The 15,503-nt window shown below is 63.4% G+C and carries 13 protein-coding genes and 1 tRNA gene; 8 read left to right on the top strand and 6 right to left on the bottom strand.

Annotated elements, in window-relative coordinates:
* Positions 1-39: 39 nt before the first annotated feature.
* Positions 40-648 (bottom strand): LysE family translocator, encoded by a 609-nt coding sequence (locus tag NFG58_RS03110; RefSeq protein ID WP_083970155.1) that lies wholly within the window; start codon positions 646-648, stop codon positions 40-42.
* A 248-nt stretch (positions 649-896) separates the two neighbouring features.
* On the opposite strand from NFG58_RS03110, the gene NFG58_RS03105 reads away from it, so the two are divergent.
* On the top strand, positions 897-1,619 hold the full coding sequence (locus tag NFG58_RS03105) for a response regulator transcription factor (RefSeq protein ID WP_108131263.1): 723 nt from the start codon (positions 897-899) through the stop codon (positions 1,617-1,619).
* 30 nt (positions 1,620-1,649) lie between these two features.
* On the opposite strand, the gene NFG58_RS03100 is transcribed toward NFG58_RS03105, so the two are convergent.
* Positions 1,650-1,919 carry a hypothetical protein gene (locus tag NFG58_RS03100; RefSeq protein WP_348827582.1) on the bottom strand — a complete coding sequence of 90 codons (270 nt, stop codon included), beginning with the start codon at positions 1,917-1,919 and terminating at the stop codon, positions 1,650-1,652.
* Positions 1,920-2,223: 304 nt separating this feature from the next.
* On the bottom strand, positions 2,224-2,628 hold the full coding sequence (locus tag NFG58_RS03095) for a GreA/GreB family elongation factor (protein WP_045992777.1): 405 nt from the start codon (positions 2,626-2,628) through the stop codon (positions 2,224-2,226).
* Between the two features lie 232 nt (positions 2,629-2,860).
* On the opposite strand from NFG58_RS03095, the gene NFG58_RS03090 reads away from it, so the two are divergent.
* Positions 2,861-3,466: an exopolysaccharide biosynthesis protein gene (locus NFG58_RS03090; RefSeq protein ID WP_348827581.1), complete on the top strand. Its 606-nt coding sequence runs from the start codon at positions 2,861-2,863 to the stop codon at positions 3,464-3,466.
* A gap of 293 nt (positions 3,467-3,759) precedes the next feature.
* On the opposite strand, the gene NFG58_RS03085 is transcribed toward NFG58_RS03090, so the two are convergent.
* The gene (locus NFG58_RS03085) at positions 3,760-5,463 is read right to left on the bottom strand and encodes a dihydroxyacetone kinase family protein (protein WP_348827580.1); all 1,704 of its coding nucleotides are present in this window, start codon (positions 5,461-5,463) and stop codon (positions 3,760-3,762) included.
* Between the two features lie 369 nt (positions 5,464-5,832).
* Here NFG58_RS03085 and NFG58_RS03080 point away from each other — a divergent pair, with 369 nt between their 5' ends.
* Positions 5,833-6,438 (top strand): hypothetical protein, encoded by a 606-nt coding sequence (locus NFG58_RS03080; protein ID WP_348827579.1) that lies wholly within the window; start codon positions 5,833-5,835, stop codon positions 6,436-6,438.
* 79 nt (positions 6,439-6,517) lie between these two features.
* Here NFG58_RS03080 and NFG58_RS03075 read toward each other — a convergent pair whose 3' ends face one another.
* Both NFG58_RS03075 and NFG58_RS03070 read right to left on the bottom strand, forming a co-directional pair.
* Positions 6,518-8,179, bottom strand: a complete 1,662-nt coding sequence (locus NFG58_RS03075; RefSeq protein WP_348827578.1) for an amidohydrolase — start codon at positions 8,177-8,179, stop codon at positions 6,518-6,520.
* 540 nt (positions 8,180-8,719) lie between these two features.
* Positions 8,720-8,806, bottom strand: a tRNA-Leu gene (locus NFG58_RS03070).
* Between the two features lie 346 nt (positions 8,807-9,152).
* Here NFG58_RS03070 and NFG58_RS03065 point away from each other — a divergent pair.
* From NFG58_RS03065 to secD, 5 genes are all read left to right on the top strand, one after another.
* Positions 9,153-10,607, top strand: a complete 1,455-nt coding sequence (locus NFG58_RS03065; protein WP_249742803.1) for a DASS family sodium-coupled anion symporter — start codon at positions 9,153-9,155, stop codon at positions 10,605-10,607.
* A gap of 186 nt (positions 10,608-10,793) precedes the next feature.
* Positions 10,794-11,822 carry a tRNA preQ1(34) S-adenosylmethionine ribosyltransferase-isomerase QueA gene (queA, locus tag NFG58_RS03060; RefSeq protein WP_348827577.1) on the top strand — a complete coding sequence of 343 codons (1,029 nt, stop codon included), beginning with the start codon at positions 10,794-10,796 and terminating at the stop codon, positions 11,820-11,822.
* Between the two features lie 87 nt (positions 11,823-11,909).
* On the top strand, positions 11,910-13,046 hold the full coding sequence (gene tgt / locus NFG58_RS03055) for a tRNA guanosine(34) transglycosylase Tgt (protein WP_045992762.1): 1,137 nt from the start codon (positions 11,910-11,912) through the stop codon (positions 13,044-13,046).
* A 66-nt stretch (positions 13,047-13,112) separates the two neighbouring features.
* Positions 13,113-13,451 (top strand): preprotein translocase subunit YajC, encoded by a 339-nt coding sequence (gene yajC / locus NFG58_RS03050; protein WP_045992761.1) that lies wholly within the window; start codon positions 13,113-13,115, stop codon positions 13,449-13,451.
* Positions 13,452-13,636: 185 nt separating this feature from the next.
* Positions 13,637-15,487 carry a protein translocase subunit SecD gene (gene secD / locus NFG58_RS03045; protein ID WP_108131253.1) on the top strand — a complete coding sequence of 617 codons (1,851 nt, stop codon included), beginning with the start codon at positions 13,637-13,639 and terminating at the stop codon, positions 15,485-15,487.
* Positions 15,488-15,503 lie beyond the last annotated feature (16 nt).

The raw sequence follows: 15,503 nt of genomic DNA, 5'->3' as shown, positions 1-15,503 counted from the left end.
GCAGCCTCGGCCACGAAATGCTCGCAGCCGGCGGCGGCCTTATCCCGCCAGCACCCTCAGCGCCAGCCCCAGCAGCAGCACCCCGCTGATGCGATTGATCCAGTGGGCGCGAGCCTGGAGCCAGGGCAGCACGCGGGAGTGCGACAGCCCCAACGCCACGATGACGTACCAGCCACCGTCGATCAGCATCGCCGTCAGCACAATGATGGCACGCTCGATCGAGGACATTTCGGGGCTGACAAACTGACTGAGCAGCGCGACGAAGAACAGGATCAGCTTGGGATTACCCAGGGCAACCAACAGCCCTTCTCTCGCAGCGACGCGGTGACTGGCGGCGGTGGGTCGGGCGCCCAGCGCTCCGCCACGCCCGGCCCTCAGCGCCTTTATGCCAAGCCAGGCCAGATACAGTGCCCCACCGATCGTGATCACGCGAAAGGCGGAGGGATGGCGTTCGATCACCTCCCCCAGTCCCCACACGGTCAGCAAGGCGTAGAGGCCGACGCCCAGCGCATGGGCGATCGCCGCCACCACCCCAGAGCTGCGCCCCCCTCCCAGGGTATGACGAAGCACCAGGGCCAGACTTGGACCAGGAGACATGGCCCCCATGGCACAGATGGCGGCCAGAGACATCCACAATGACAGCGGCATCACACTCCCTCGTGAGAATTCCGATGGACTAGACGACGAATGGCGCACAGTTCAGCGTGCTGACACCTACGACCCACGGCGCTCAGCGGCCATCCTTTGCGGCCTGAATCAAAAAAACCATTCTTCGGAAATGACAAAGTTCACGCCCAATGGTCATTTACAAGCATATTAGTATCGATAACGATACTAAATCGGCATCACCAAAAAACGATAACGATCAATCATCGCATGGGAACAGGGAGGGGACGATGTCTGCCCTTCAGGAAGGTCCGATCGTCCGGCTGATCACGCACCCCAACGTGCAGTCGCAGTTGTTCACCCATCACCTGAGCCAGGTACTCGACTGCCAGGTCAGTCCTCTTGCCCCGGAGGCGGTGTCCGGCCTGGAAGCGGAACTGTCGAACTCACCTCCTGGTGTGCAACTGTGGCTACTGGACGCCGATCAGCTATCGCACAGCGACATGCATCGCTGCCACGAGCTCAAGGCACAGTTTCCCGACATTCTGCTGGCGGCGTTCAACCTGGCCAACCAGGAACAAGCCGCTGAATTGTTGGCGTCATTGCACCTTCAGGGCATCTTCTATCGCCGCGACGAACTGGACAATATCTGCAAGGGAATCATCCAACTCCTCGATGGCGCCCTGTGGATGTCGCGTCCGCTGCTACAGCAGATGTTCGAATATTTCCGACGACAGCAGTTCAACACCTACCGTCCCGTCGCCGGTCTGACCCAGCGGGAGCTGGAAATTCTCGGCTTCATCGGCAACGGCGCGTCCAACCAGGATATCGCCACCCAACTGTTCCTGAGTGAGCATACGGTCAAGTCTCACCTGTACAACATCTTCAAGAAGATCAAGGTGCATCACCGCGCCGAGGCCGCACACTGGGCGCGCAAGCACCTGGGCATCCCGCCCCCCATGACCAAGAATTCACATCGCAGCCGTCTGCCCCGGGAGCTCGAGCCTCGCTGAACCGATCACGACATGGCCTTGCGGCCAGGCTCACTGCAACGAGAACAACATCATCGCCCCGGCACCACTGCTGGACGAGGAAGAACGATTGCCGCGCCCGGTGACCAGCACCTCCAGCCGGCCCCCGGACGCCTGCTGGATGACGGTCATGCTGAACCTTCCGTCGGGCAGGCGCTCTACCCGAGGCGCCCGTCCCGCCCAGGTCCCGCTCCTGTGCTCCTGCCCCGGGCCCGCCCACTCCCACTGAGCGGTGAAGGGAATGCCCTGAGTCCCGGAGAACCGCACGACAATATCGGCCACGGCAACGCCTGTACCCGCGAGGAAAAGCCCCAGCCCGAGGACACACCCTGAGAACCGGTGAGTGAATCGGCCCATCTCCCTCCTCCTTTGCTCATCCAGGCGATGCCAAAGGCTTCGGCTGCGCTGCTCACTGGGCCTTGAGCGAGAAGTCGATGAGCGAAAAGTCGACGAGCGAAGGTTAGACAAGGCAAAAATCGGTGAGAAAGCGCAGTTTACGGGGTGTAAATGAGCATTTTGACCGGGCTGGCGCACCAGCCGATTTTTAACGCCGTATTACCGAGCGCAGGCACTTTTCAGACAAGCCCTAGCGATGAAACTGACGCTCTCGCTCGGGCTGCCACAGTATCTCTTCCACCCGCCAGCGCCCTGGCTTGCCCAATGCCACCTGGGTCGTCCACTCTTCCCCGACCCGACGGGTCAACAGCTCGGCGCCCAGCGGCGCCATCACCGATAGACCATCTTCGGTCGTCGCCAGCGCATGAGGATAGACCAGCGTGCGCGTCAGAAGTCGATCCGTGTCGACGTCCCTGAGCACAACCTTACTGTTCATGCTGACCACGTCATCGGGCATCTCGTCCGGGTCGCGAATCTCGGCACGCTCCAGTCGCTCTTCCAGCAGGTCGGCGGCAGCCCGTTCGGTTCCGCAGGCTTCATCGATCAGGCGCTGTAAACGCTCCGCATCAAGACGGTTGGCAAGTCTCAACGACATCCTTGGCACCTCACTGCTAAACGTCGGCCTGCGTCGAAGACAACGATCGAGAATCAGGCCTGGCAACAAAAAAAGCCCTCCCCGATATAGGGAAGGACTCGTATCAGTTTCAGCATACGACAACTTCTAAAAATAAGAAACTACTTATATTAAACTCGCGCCAGGTTCACGGCATGGACAGGCTGCTTTTCCAGCCCCCATACTACGTCGCTTTACCCACGCCCGAGGCCCCATGCCGACGAGTTCCACCGCTTCAGAGTCCTCTCCAGAATCCTTGACCGAACTGCTCGACCAGCTACAGGCCGCCAGCCAGGACAAGCGCTGCCTGAGTCTGGCTGAGGTCATCAACGCCGTCGGCAGGCGCAGCTTTGCCCCCATTCTGCTGGTCGCAGGCCTGGTCACGCTCACTCCGCTGATCGGTGATATCCCCGGTGTGCCCACCATGATGGCGCTGCTAATCGTGCTTGCTGCAGCACAATTGCTGGCCGGAAAAAAGAGCGTCTGGCTGCCGGCCTGGCTGGCGCGGCGTGAGGTGGAGACCGACAAGGTCGAGCGAACCATCGGCTGGCTGCGCAAGCCGGCCGCCTGGATCGATCGGTTGTTGAAACCGAGGCTGACTGTATTCACCGGTCAGATCGCCCGTTACCCCATCGGCCTGGCCTGTCTGGCCATTGCGCTCGCCACGCCACCGATGGAACTGATTCCATTCAGTGCCACGCTCGCCGGCGCGGCTCAGACCATGTTCGGCCTGGCCCTGCTGGCGCGAGACGGCCTGATGGCGCTACTGGGCTATCTCTTCACCCTATCGACCGCCTGGGTGGTACTGGTGGCGCTCTAGGGCTTGTCTGAAAAGTGCCTGCGCTCGGTAATACGGCGTTAAAAATCGGATCAACATGCTCATTTACACCCCGTAAACTGCGCTCTCTCACCGATTTTTGCCTTGTCTAACCTTCGCTCGTCGACTTTTCGGACAGCGCCTAGCACGAAGCCCCCCCTTCTTTAGAGCAAAGCCGGCGCGGCCCCCTCTCTCTGATCACTGTTCGGCCTGGCCCTGCTGGCACGAGACGGCCTGATGGCGCTGCTGGGCTATCTCTTCACCCTATCCACCGCCTGGGTGGTACTGGTGGCGCTCTAGCGCTGGCCGCAGGACCGGTCGATGGCCTCGAGCCATTTTGCCACCGCCTCGGCGCCACCGTCGGGCACGCCCATCACCCGATCGCCGAGGTAGGCCGCGCGACCAAAGCGTGGATGCATGCGGGCCGAAGCCTCGACGCCGCGCCAGGCCGCCTCGACCGCCCGAGCAAAGGCCTGAGATCCGTCCAATCCCTCTGCCAGCGCGGCCTCGAAGGCCTGGCTGGCCGGCACCAGAGCATCCAGCATGGTGCGATCCCCAGGAGCAGCACCTCCGATCTCGGCGATAGCGTCGCCGGCGGCCTTGAGCGCTCTTGCCCAATCCTGCGCCGCGACCTCCCCTTCGCTCGGCAATACCTGCGACGCACGCAGCAGGGCAAAGGCGTAGAAGGGACCTGAGCTTCCTCCGATCGCTCGCCTCAGGGCCTCCCCGGCTCTGGCCAGGCAGTCGGCAGGCGAACCAAAGGCGCTGTCCGGCAGCTTGCGCAGCGCCTGGGCCGCGCGCACCATGCTGGCCCCCAGGTCGCCGTCGCCGGCGGCACTGTCGAGCTCGGTCAAGCGTTCCTCGCTGGCCACCATGGCGCTCGCCACCGCCGCCACCGCTCGCTGAAGTCGCTCGCAGGGTGGTCCAGCCTCGTCGGCGCCCGGCTGCGGCTCATCAAGCACGCTGGCAGTCACACTCTTCACCTCTGCTGCCACTTCGGCACTGCCTGGCCAGATGCGTACCTCGGTCGGCGACGTGAGCAAGTCCTCGCGGGCTTCGTCGAGCACCATCAACGACAGCGAGCACCCCGGCATTTCCAACGCCGTCATGAAGTTGCCGCACCACCCCAGCACCGGCTCGGCCCCCAGCTCACGCAGCCTGGTCAAGGCCCGTCGCGCCACGATGGCAAGCTCCATCGGCGGTGTGCCGCCGAGACCATTGACCAGCACACCCAGGCGACACCCCTTCACCGACAACGCCTGGCTCAAAGATTCCAGCATGCTATCGACGATGGTATCCGCCGGCAGCATGGCCGACTTGCGAACCCCTTTCTCGCCATGGATGCCCAAGCCGAACTCGATCTCGTCATCACCGAGTTCGAACCCCGGCCGGCCGACCGCCGGCACCGTGCAGGCCCCCAAGGAAATACCCATGGTCGCCACCGATTCGGCCGCCCCCCGAGCCAGCGCGGCGACCTCCTCGAGGGGCAGACCACGGGCCACAGCGGCACCGGCGATCTTGTGCACCAGTACCGTCCCGGCCACACCACGACTCTGCTCCCGGGGTAGTGAATCGCGCAGCGCCACGTCATCGGCGACCATCACCACCTCCACTGGAATCCCCCGAACCCTTGCCAGTTCAGCGGCAAGGCGGAAGTTGAGACGATCCCCGGTATAGTTCTTTACCACCAGCAGGGCCCCACGTGGACCGGCGCAGGCAAGGATCGCCGCCAGCACGGCATCGACGCTCGGTGAGGTAAAAACGTCTCCCGCCACGGCGGCCGTCACCATGCCGCGCCCGACGTAGCCAGCGTGGGCAGGCTCGTGTCCGCTGCCGCCGCCGGATATCACCGCCACCGGCCGACGCTCAGGGTCTTCAGGCAAGCTAGCGTCGATGACCACGTTTTCTTCATCCATCAGCGCAAGCCCAGGATGAAGGGCCACCATGCCTTCCAGCATCTCGCGAACGCTGCCTCTGGGATCGTTGATCAGCTTCTTCATGATGAGCCTCCTGCCCGACGGTGGATTCAGAATGGCAACATGGATGAGCCTCGAACCCTTGTAAAGCCGGCGCACGAGCATCGCCCCGCGCTTCACGCACGACCAGGGTGCGCCGAAGCGAAGAGCAGGCCACAGTTTTTTCCGCAACACTGGACCAGTTGTGCCCAAAAAACAGCAAAGTAGCGCTATCGCACAACCATGCTCATGGCCACCTGATCCTGATCAAAGGCACAGCCGTCCAAGGGGGCTATTCTGATCCTGCCGACCAAGGATTGGTCGAGTGACAAGTCACCGACGGCATGGACGCCGTCGCATCGCCTTTCGGGGGCAAGAGGCGGCATTCCGTCCCTCTTCCCAGCAGGGACCGATATGAAAACCTCTCGCCATGACCTGAAACTGTCCGACCCGCTTCACGACTACCTGCAGCACCCTTCCACACGACACGCCGTGGACGCCCTGCTCGCCCATGAGCTTGAGCACCTGGCGGTCGGCATGCAGTGGGACGAACTCATCAACCACTGCAATACGCTGATTCTGGCGCATCAGATCCGCAACGATTATCTAGAAGTCCTGCTGAAGGCGTCGAAGCGCATCTGGAAGCCATTGATCAAGGGCACCATCTGGCGCGAGCTCTCCATCGGAGAACTCGCCCCAGAACAGCAACCGAGCCCCCAGAACGTCTGGACCCAAGGGTTGTTTCGGTGCTTCATCAACCGCGACAACGGCCAGCCACTGACCACCTTGCTGAGCTGGCATCAGGGCGAAGGGCTGGTGGCCGCGTTCAGCATCGAACCGCGGGATATTCACGACATTCCGCCAGGGTGGGAGATCGATGGACAGGACTCCCGCTACTGGCGGACCCAGCCTGGCCTAGCCGAGTATCACCACTCTTCGCTGCTGGACATTTCATCGCTGGCAGGCCTGGCCGAGGCCGCCATCACCGCCCTGAGTCAGGCTGAAATCGAGCCATCGTGAACGAGTAAACCGGCGCCCCCCCTTCGCCGCAAACAAAGCATATCGGCCTTGCTCCATGCCTTGCGGGGCGCCTTTCGGCCTATTGGTCCCGCACAAATACTCGCTCTCCGGCAATCCAGGTTTCACTCACCCGGGTTTGCCAGAGCTCAGCCGGATCGGCACGCAGAATATCGGTATCCACCAGTACGAAATCCGCCCACTGCCCCGGCATCAAGCCACCCAGGCTACCCTCCTGGTGCGCCGCGTAGGCCGCATCGACGGTAAAGCCGCGCAGGGCTTCGGCCACGGTGAGCTTCTGCCCGGGTAGCCAGCCTCCTTCGGGCTGGTCGTCGCGGTCTTCCCGAGTCACGGCGGCGTGCAGGCCGTAAAAGGGGTTGGCTGGCTCGACCGGAAAGTCGGAACCCGCGGCGATACGGCTACCACTGTCCATGAAAAAGCGCCAGGCGTAGGCACCGGCAAGACGCTCCTGGCCTAGCCGGTCACCGGCCATGTTCTTGTCACTGGTCGCATGGGTGGGCTGCATCGAGGGAATGACGCCAAGTTCCGTAAATCGCGGTATATCATCAACGCTCACCACCTGCGCATGCTCGATGCGATGGCGAAGCTCACGCCGCTGGGGATCCTGCTCCAAGCTACGCGCATAAACGTCCAGAGCGACACGATTGGCGCGGTCGCCTATCGCGTGCATATTGGCCTGGAATCCCTGGCTACTGACCTGATCGACCAGCGCCTGCAGGGCGTCCTGATTCTGGATCATCAGTCCGCTGGAATCGGGTCGATCACTGTAGGGCGCCAGCAGCGCCGCGCCTCTGCTGCCGAGGGCGCCATCTGCATAGATCTTGACGCTGCGAATATCCAGCCAGTCTTCGGGGTCGTCGTGGATGCCCTGCGCGAGAATCTCGTCAAGCTGTGGGTCGCTTGAAGACACCATCGGGTAGATGCGCACCCCCAACTCACCTGCATCGGCCCTGGACCGGTACATCTCAAGCTCAGCGGCGCTGGCGCCGGCATCGTGCATTCCGGTGATGCCAAGCTCCTGCAGATGTGCCACAGCGGTATCGAAGGCCTTGGCCATTTCCTGTGCACTGCGCGGGGGAATCTTGTCGGTGATGAGCAGCTCGGCATTGTCGATGAAAACGCCGGTCGGTGTGCCGGCATCATCACGAATGATCTCGCCCCCTTCCGGTGCCTGGGTCTCGCCATCCACGCCTGCCATTTCCATGGCCTTGCTGTTGACCCAGATCGCATGCCCATCCACTCGACTCAGCACCACGGGGCGATCGGCAATCACTTCATCGACCACTTGCGCGGTAGAAAATGCCTTGCCGTCCCACAGCACCTGATTCCATCCCCTGCCACGTATCCATTCCAGATCGGGATTTGCCTCGGCGAAGTCGGCGACTTCATCAGCGCTCTGCTCGGCCGACGCCAGGCCACGCAACTCGACCTCGAGCAGGCCATAGCCGAGCCCCATCAGATGTCCGTGGGCGTCGATCAGGCCAGGCAACAGCGTGCGGCCACCCGCATCGATCGTTGCCTGTGGTTCAGGATACTCCGATAGCAGTTGCTCATCGCCTCGTGCCACCACCTTGCCATCCTCGACGACAAGGGTGGTAAAGCTCACCAGCTGACGATGGACATCGAAACCGTAGCCGTTGGCATCATGAATCACGGTGGTATCGGCACAAACACCAAGACTGACGCCGGCAACCGACAACGCAAGCAACGTTTTATTGAGCATGGGCCCACCCTTTCATCTTGTTGTCATAAGGCCTGAATCAACTTTCAGCCTAGCCGTATTGTTCGGCGGCACCCTACGACCATGGGAGATACAAGGAAGGACTATTACTTACAAACGCCGAGGAAAAAGCAGGCAAATAGGCGAAGAAAAGACCACCAACCTGGCATACAACATCGGCACGTATTGTAACCTCTGCCTACCGAGATGCGTGCGGTGCATATCTTCGAATCAGGCTTGAGCGCCTTGAACATCTTGAGCGGATAAGGCGGTCGATTTGTCGAACGGGCTGACAAAACATGGTCAAGCGAGAAAAGCGCCAGAATGGGTACTGGGCTTGTTTCCAGGCTCGCTACCTTTCGCGTGGACGATGGTCGGGTCGTGACAACACCGACCCTCATGATCTGCTGACCCGAGCTTGAACGGTCTCTCAGGTTACTCATCGAGGGTACTGCTCTGGCCTATCTCGAGTCGCTAGCGCCTAGGGAACTGCAGATAGGGGAAAACGAGCGTAAGGAGGGAATACACGAACTGCATTGGGAATGGTGCCGGTGGTCGGACTCGAACCGACACACTGTTTCCAGCGGCGGATTTTGAATCCGCTGCGTCTACCAATTCCGCCACACCGGCAACGGGCGAGGATTATACGTGGGTGGCGCCAGAGGTCAATTCCCCTGAGCCGCTCGGTGGCGCCTGTCGGGGCCCGATGGCGCCGTTGTCGAGGCGACTCCCGTCCCTGCCGGGCGGGGCACCCGCCGCATCCGGCCGAGCATCGACCTGGGATCGGCCTCGGCCGTTGTCAGCCAAAGCCCCCCCCGGCCGTTGGTTTCGGCACCCTGGCGGCTAGTGGGTCATTCCTCCATGTCTTGACGCTCGCCCGCTCGGGTTAGACCTTGGTAGACTGCGCTCCGCCTGCCCCAGGTCAACCAAGCCCCTGGTCAACAAGACCCGCGTCCAGCCCAGAATGGAGTCGCCCATGGCTGACACTCGCAATGAAGCCGTTCCCCATCCGTCCATCGCCAGCCGCATCGGGCTGGTGCTGGGTCCGCTGTTGTTGATCGCGACCCTGGTGCTGCCCCCGCCCGGCGACATGTCCCAGGCTGCCTGGGGCTGCGTCGGCATGGCACTGCTGATGGCCAGCTGGTGGTCCACCGAGGCGATCCCGATCCCGGTGACCTCGCTGATCCCCCTGGTACTGGCCCCGGCGGTGGGCATCGGCAGCATCAAGGAGGTCGCGGCCAGCTACGCCAATCCGATCATCTATCTGTTCCTCGGCGGTTTCCTGCTCGGTATCGCGATGCAGACCTGGAACCTGCACAAGCGTATCGCCCTGCACGTGCTGAAGGTCGTCGGCAGCGAGCCCAAGCGCCAGATCGCCGGGTTCATGATCGCCACCGGCTTTCTCAGCATGTGGGTGTCCAACACCGCCACCTCGATCATGATGCTGCCCATCGGCATCTCGGTGCTGAGCCTGCTCGAGGATTCCGACCCTGATGAGCTGCGCCGCTTTGCCACCGCGCTGCTGCTGGGCATCGCCTATTCGGCCAGCATCGGTGGTGTGGCCACATTGATCGGCACGCCACCCAACGCCCTGCTGGCCGGTTATCTGGCCGATGATCGCGGCATCGACCTGGGCTTCGCCCAGTGGATGCTGGTCGGGGTACCGATCAGTGTAGTGATGATGGCGCTGACCTGGTGGTGGCTGTCCCGCGGCGGCTTCTCGCTGAAGGTCGGCAAGGGTGACAGCGACAACCTGATCAAGGACCAGCTCACCGAGATGGGCCCGATGAGTGCCGCCGAACGCCGTGTCGGCCTGCTGTTTCTGGCCGCGGCGACGCTGTGGATACTGCGCCCGCTGCTCAATGACATGGGCGCCTCCTGGCTGTCCGACACCACCATCGCCATCGTCGCCGGCATGGCGCTGTTCCTGATTCCTTCTGGCCGTCGTTCCGGCGAGGCGCTGATGGTGTGGGAAGACGCGGTGAAGCTGCCCTGGGGCATCCTTCTGCTGTTCGGCGGCGGCCTGGCGCTGGCCGGCGCGATCAGCAAGTCGGGGCTGGCCGAGTGGATCGCCAACCAGCTGTCGATCCTCGGCGCCCTGCCGGTGCTGGCGATCATCGGTGGTGTGGTGCTGGTCATCATCTTTCTCACCGAGGTGACCTCCAACACCGCCACCGCGGCGGCCTTCCTGCCGCTGCTCGGCGCGCTGGCGCTGTCGCTGGATCTGCCGGTGATGCTGATCACCGTGCCAGCCGCCATCGCCGCCAGTTGCGCCTTCATGATGCCGGTGGCCACACCGCCCAACGCCATCGTCTTCGGCACCGGTCACATGAAGATCCAGTCGATGATTCGTGCCGGCTTTGCCCTCAACCTGATCAGTACAGTGGTGGTGACGCTGATGGCCTACGGTCTGATCCTGCTGCTGTGGTAGCCACCCCGATGTCCCCTGGTCGTCGACCCGACTGCGCTGCCCGCCTCGCGGATGGCCGAAACGGGCTGACGCCCATGGCGTGGTCGTGACAGAAGATCGACGCCGTTTCCTGACGTGGCGGTCAGGAAACGGTATCCTTGTGCGCCTTTGGCATCCTTCATCCCGCCTGACGACTTGCGAATTCCCATGCAGCGCGCCGACTTTCATTTCGAGCTCCCTGAAGAGCTGATCGCCCGTTACCCGTCCGACGTTCGCAGCGACTGCCGCCTGCTGTGCGTCGACGGCGCCAGCGGACACCTCGACCACCGCCGCTTTCCGGACCTTGAGCAGTTGCTCGAGCCCGGCGACCTGCTGGTGTTCAACGACACCCGCGTGATCCCCGCCCGTCTGCACGGCCACAAGACCAGCGGCGGCAAGGTGGAAATGCTGCTCGAACGGCCGCTGGACGCCCATCGGGGGCTGGTCCATCTGCGTTCGAGCAAGTCACCGAAGCCCGGCACCGAGCTTCACTTCGAGGGCGGCATCCAGGCGGTGGTCGAAGGCCGCCGCGACGCCCTGTTCGAGCTGCGCTTTCTCGGCGATACTCCGATGATCGCGCTGCTGGAGCGCCACGGCCATATGCCGCTGCCGCCGTATATCACCCGGGACGACGAGCTGTCCGACCGCGAGCGCTACCAGACCGTCTACGCCCGCCGCGACGGGGCGGTGGCCGCGCCGACCGCCGGTCTGCACTTCGACGAGCCGCTGCTCGAGCGGCTGGCCGAGCGAGGCGTCGAGTCCGCCTACGTGACCCTGCACGTGGGCGCCGGTACCTTCCAGCCGGTGCGCGTCGACAATATCCAGGAGCACCACATGCACAGCGAATGGATCGAGGTGGGTGACCAGGCCTGCGCCCAGGTGCGCGCGGCCAAGGCTCGCGGCAACAAGGTCATCGCCGTCGGCACCACCAGCGTGCGCTGCCTGGAGACCGCCAGCCAGTCGGGCGAGATCGCGCCCTTCTCCGGCGACACCGACATCTTTATCTACCCGGGCTACGAGTGGCGCTGCGTGGACGCCCTGATCACCAACTTCCATCTGCCGGAATCGACCCTGCTGATGCTGGTGTCTTCCTTCTCCGGCTACGACACCGTGATGAAGGCTTACCGCGAGGCGGTAAAGGAACGCTACGCCTTCTTCAGCTACGGCGACGCCATGCTGCTGACGCCGGCACGCTGACCCTATTTGCCAGGCGGTGGCTGCTCGGCCGAGCGGTCCACCGTCGTCAGGCTCGAATCAACGCCCCCAAGGGGCACGGAGAGACCCATGCGCGAGCAATGCTTCATGCGCTTCGACAAGCTGGCCGAGGACGGCCGGGCTCGCCGAGGTCGCATCACCTTTCCCCGCGGCACCATCGAGACCCCGACCTTCATGCCGGTGGGCACCTACGGCACAGTCAAGGGCATGACCCCGGCCTCGGTGGAAGAGATCGGCGCCGAGATCATCCTCGGCAACACCTTCCACCTGTGGCTGCGCCCCGGTACCGAGGTCATCGAGGCCCACGGCGACCTGCACGACTTCGCCCAGTGGCACAAGCCGATCCTCACCGACTCCGGCGGCTTCCAGGTGTTCTCGCTGGGCGAGACGCGCAAGATCACCGAGCAGGGCGTGCACTTCCGCTCGCCGGTGGACGGCTCCAAGGTGTTCATGGGACCGGAAGAGTCGATGGCGGTGCAGCGCTCGCTGGGCTCCGACATCGTCATGATCTTCGACGAGTGCACCCCTTACCCGGCGACCCACGACGAGGCGCGTCGTTCGATGGAGATGTCGCTGCGCTGGGCCCAGCGCTCCCGCGATGCCCACGGCGACTCACCGTCGGCGCTGTTCGGCATTATCCAGGGCGGCATGTACCCGGATCTGCGTGAGGCTTCGCTCAAGGGCCTCGGCGACATCGGCTTCGACGGCTACGCCATCGGCGGGCTGTCGGTGGGCGAGCCCAAGGAAGAGATGATCAAGGTGCTCGACTATCTGCCCGAGTGGATGCCGGCGGACAAGCCGCGCTATCTGATGGGCGTCGGCAAGCCCGAGGATCTGGTCGAGGGGGTACGCCGCGGGGTCGACATGTTCGACTGTGTGATGCCCACCCGCAACGCCCGCAACGGCCACCTGTTCACCGCCGAGGGCACGGTCAAGATCCGCAACGCCAAGCATCGTCACGACACCCGCCCGCTGGAAGATGACTGCGACTGCTACACCTGTCAGAACTTCTCGCGGGGCTATCTGCACCACCTGGACCGCTGCGGCGAGATGCTCGGATCGATGCTCAACACGATCCATAATCTGCGTCACTATCAGCGTGTCATGGCCGGTTTGCGCGGTGCTATCGAAGCGGGTACATTGGCTGACTTCGTGGAAGGGTTCTATGCCAGGCGTGGCCTGCCGGTTCCCCCCGCCCCGAATTGATGACCCGGTCGGCAGCCGCCGGCCGTCTGACTCCCTTTTCCCCACGACTTCAGGAGACCGTCGTACATGTTGGACTTCTTCATCTCCCCGGCCCTGGCCCAGGATGCTGGCGCTGCCGCCGGTGGTGGTATCGCCCAGATCGTGATGCTGGTCGGCTTCGTGCTGATCTTCTACTTCCTGCTGTGGCGTCCCCAGGCCAAGCGCGCCAAGCAGCACAAGCAGCTGATCGCTGGCCTGTCCAAGGGTGACGAGATCGTCATCGGCGGTGGTCTGATGGGCCGCATCACCCGGGTCAGCGACGACAGCGAGTTCCTCGCCATGGAAATCAGCGAAGGCACCGAAGTCAGCGTGCAGAAGAACGCCGTGGCCGCCGTGCTGCCCAAGGGCACTATCAAGTCCATCTGATTGGTGTCATTCCCCTTCGGCCCTGTGCGCCGAAGGGGGCCCCATGCTGACGCGGGGGGAGCCGATCGGTCGGCTGTCGCGCGTTGGCGAGGCAGCCGCACCCTTCGCTTTGGAAAGTCCCCGGAGCACCTCTCGAGCGCCCCCGGCTTTCCCTTATTTGTCAGCAACCTGAGGGCAGAGCCCCGATGCTCAATCGTTACCCTTTATGGAAGTACCTGCTGATCCTGGTGGTACTTCTTGTCGGCCTGGTCTACTCCCTTCCCAATCTGTTTCCCGAAGACCCAGCGGTCCAGATCAGCAGTGATCGTGGCGAGCTGAGTTTCAGCCAGTCCCAGCAGCAGAGCCTCGAACAGGCCCTGGCCGAGGCGGACATCGACGTCAAGACGGTGGAACAGGAGCCCAACAGCCTGCTGATCCGGCTGAACGACGCCGAGGACCAGATTCCCGCCCGTGACCTGATCGCCCAGCAGCTCGGCGATGACTATGTGGTCGCGCTGAACCTGGCAGAGTCCACCCCCGAGTGGCTGTCTTCGCTGGCGGCCTCGCCCATGACCCTTGGTCTGGACCTGCGTGGCGGTGTGCACTTCCTTTTGGAAGTGGACATGGAAGCGGCGGTCAATCAGCGTCTCGAGGTCAACGCCAGCGCCATGCGCGAGACCCTGCGTGAAGAGCGCATCCGCTACCGCAACACCGAGATCGACGGCCGCACCATCTCGCTGGACTTCATGAACGCCGAGGACCGCGACGCTGCCGAGACGCTGATTCGCCGCGAGTTCCCCGACTTCCAGTATCAGGACGTCGAGCGTGAACGCGGCGCCAGCCTGGCGATGACGCTGACCGACGCGTCCGTGGACGAGATCCAGGACTACGCGATCAACCAGAACCTGACCACCCTGCGCAACCGCGTCAACGAGCTCGGCGTGGCCGAACCGCTGGTACAGCGTCAGGGCCCGGATCGCATCGTGGTCGAGCTGCCCGGCGTGCAGGACACCGCCGCCGCCAAGCGTATCGTCGGCGCCACCGCCAACCTGGAGTTCCGCCTGGAGGCGCGCACCGACACCCCGTCCAACGAGACCGAGGCGCTGTCCTTCCGCAATGAACCCGGACGCACCGCCGACCTGATGCGCGACGTCATCATCACCGGCGACAGTGTGTCCAGCGCCAGCCGCGGCTTCGACGAGAACGGTCGCCCCCAGGTCAACATCAACCTGGACGGCACCGGCGGCACCCTGATGAACCGCGCCACCCGCACCAACATCGGTCGCAACATGGCGGTGGTGTTCATCGAGCACAAGACCCGTGACCGTACGGTGATGGAGGACGGTGAGCAGGTAACCGTGCGTGATCCCTACACCGAGCGCGGCATCATCAGCCTGGCCACCATCCAGAGCGCGCTGGGCAACAGCTTCCGCATCACCGGGCTGGAATCGCCCACCGAAGCCGGCGAGCTGGCACTGCTGCTGCGCTCCGGTTCTCTGGCGGCACCGATCTACTTCGCCCAGGAACGCACCATCGGCCCGAGCCTCGGCGCCGACAATATCGAGCGCGGCATGCTCTCGGTACAGATCGGCCTGCTGCTGGTCGTGCTGTTCATGTTGATCCGCTACAAGGTGTTCGGCGTCATCGCCAACATCGCCCTGGCGTTGAACCTGACCCTGCTGGTCGCCGCCATGTCGATGCTCGGCGCCACCCTGACGCTGCCCGGTATCGCCGGTATCGTGTTGACGCTGGGCATGGCGGTTGACGCCAACGTGCTGATCTTCGAGCGTATTCGTGAGGAGCTGCGCACAGGACTGTCGGTGCAGCAGGCGATCCACGCCGGCTACGAGCGCGCCTTCAGCTCCATCGTCGACGCCAACATCACCACCCTGCTGGTGGCATTGATCCTGTTCTCCATCGGTACCGGCCCGGTCAAGGGCTTCGCCGTCACCCTGTCGCTGGGCATCCTGACCTCGATGTTCACCGCCCTGCTGGTGACCCGTGCCATGGTCAATCTGATCTACGGCGGCAAGCCGGTGAAGAAGCTATGGATCTAAGCCCATGTCCACTTGC

Origin of the sequence: Halomonas sp. RT37 (assembly GCF_040070525.1) — a bacterium.
Lineage (GTDB): Bacteria > Pseudomonadota > Gammaproteobacteria > Pseudomonadales > Halomonadaceae > Halomonas > Halomonas litopenaei.
Note: the sequence above shows the minus strand (reverse complement) of the source record. Positions and strands in the feature narration are given on the sequence as shown.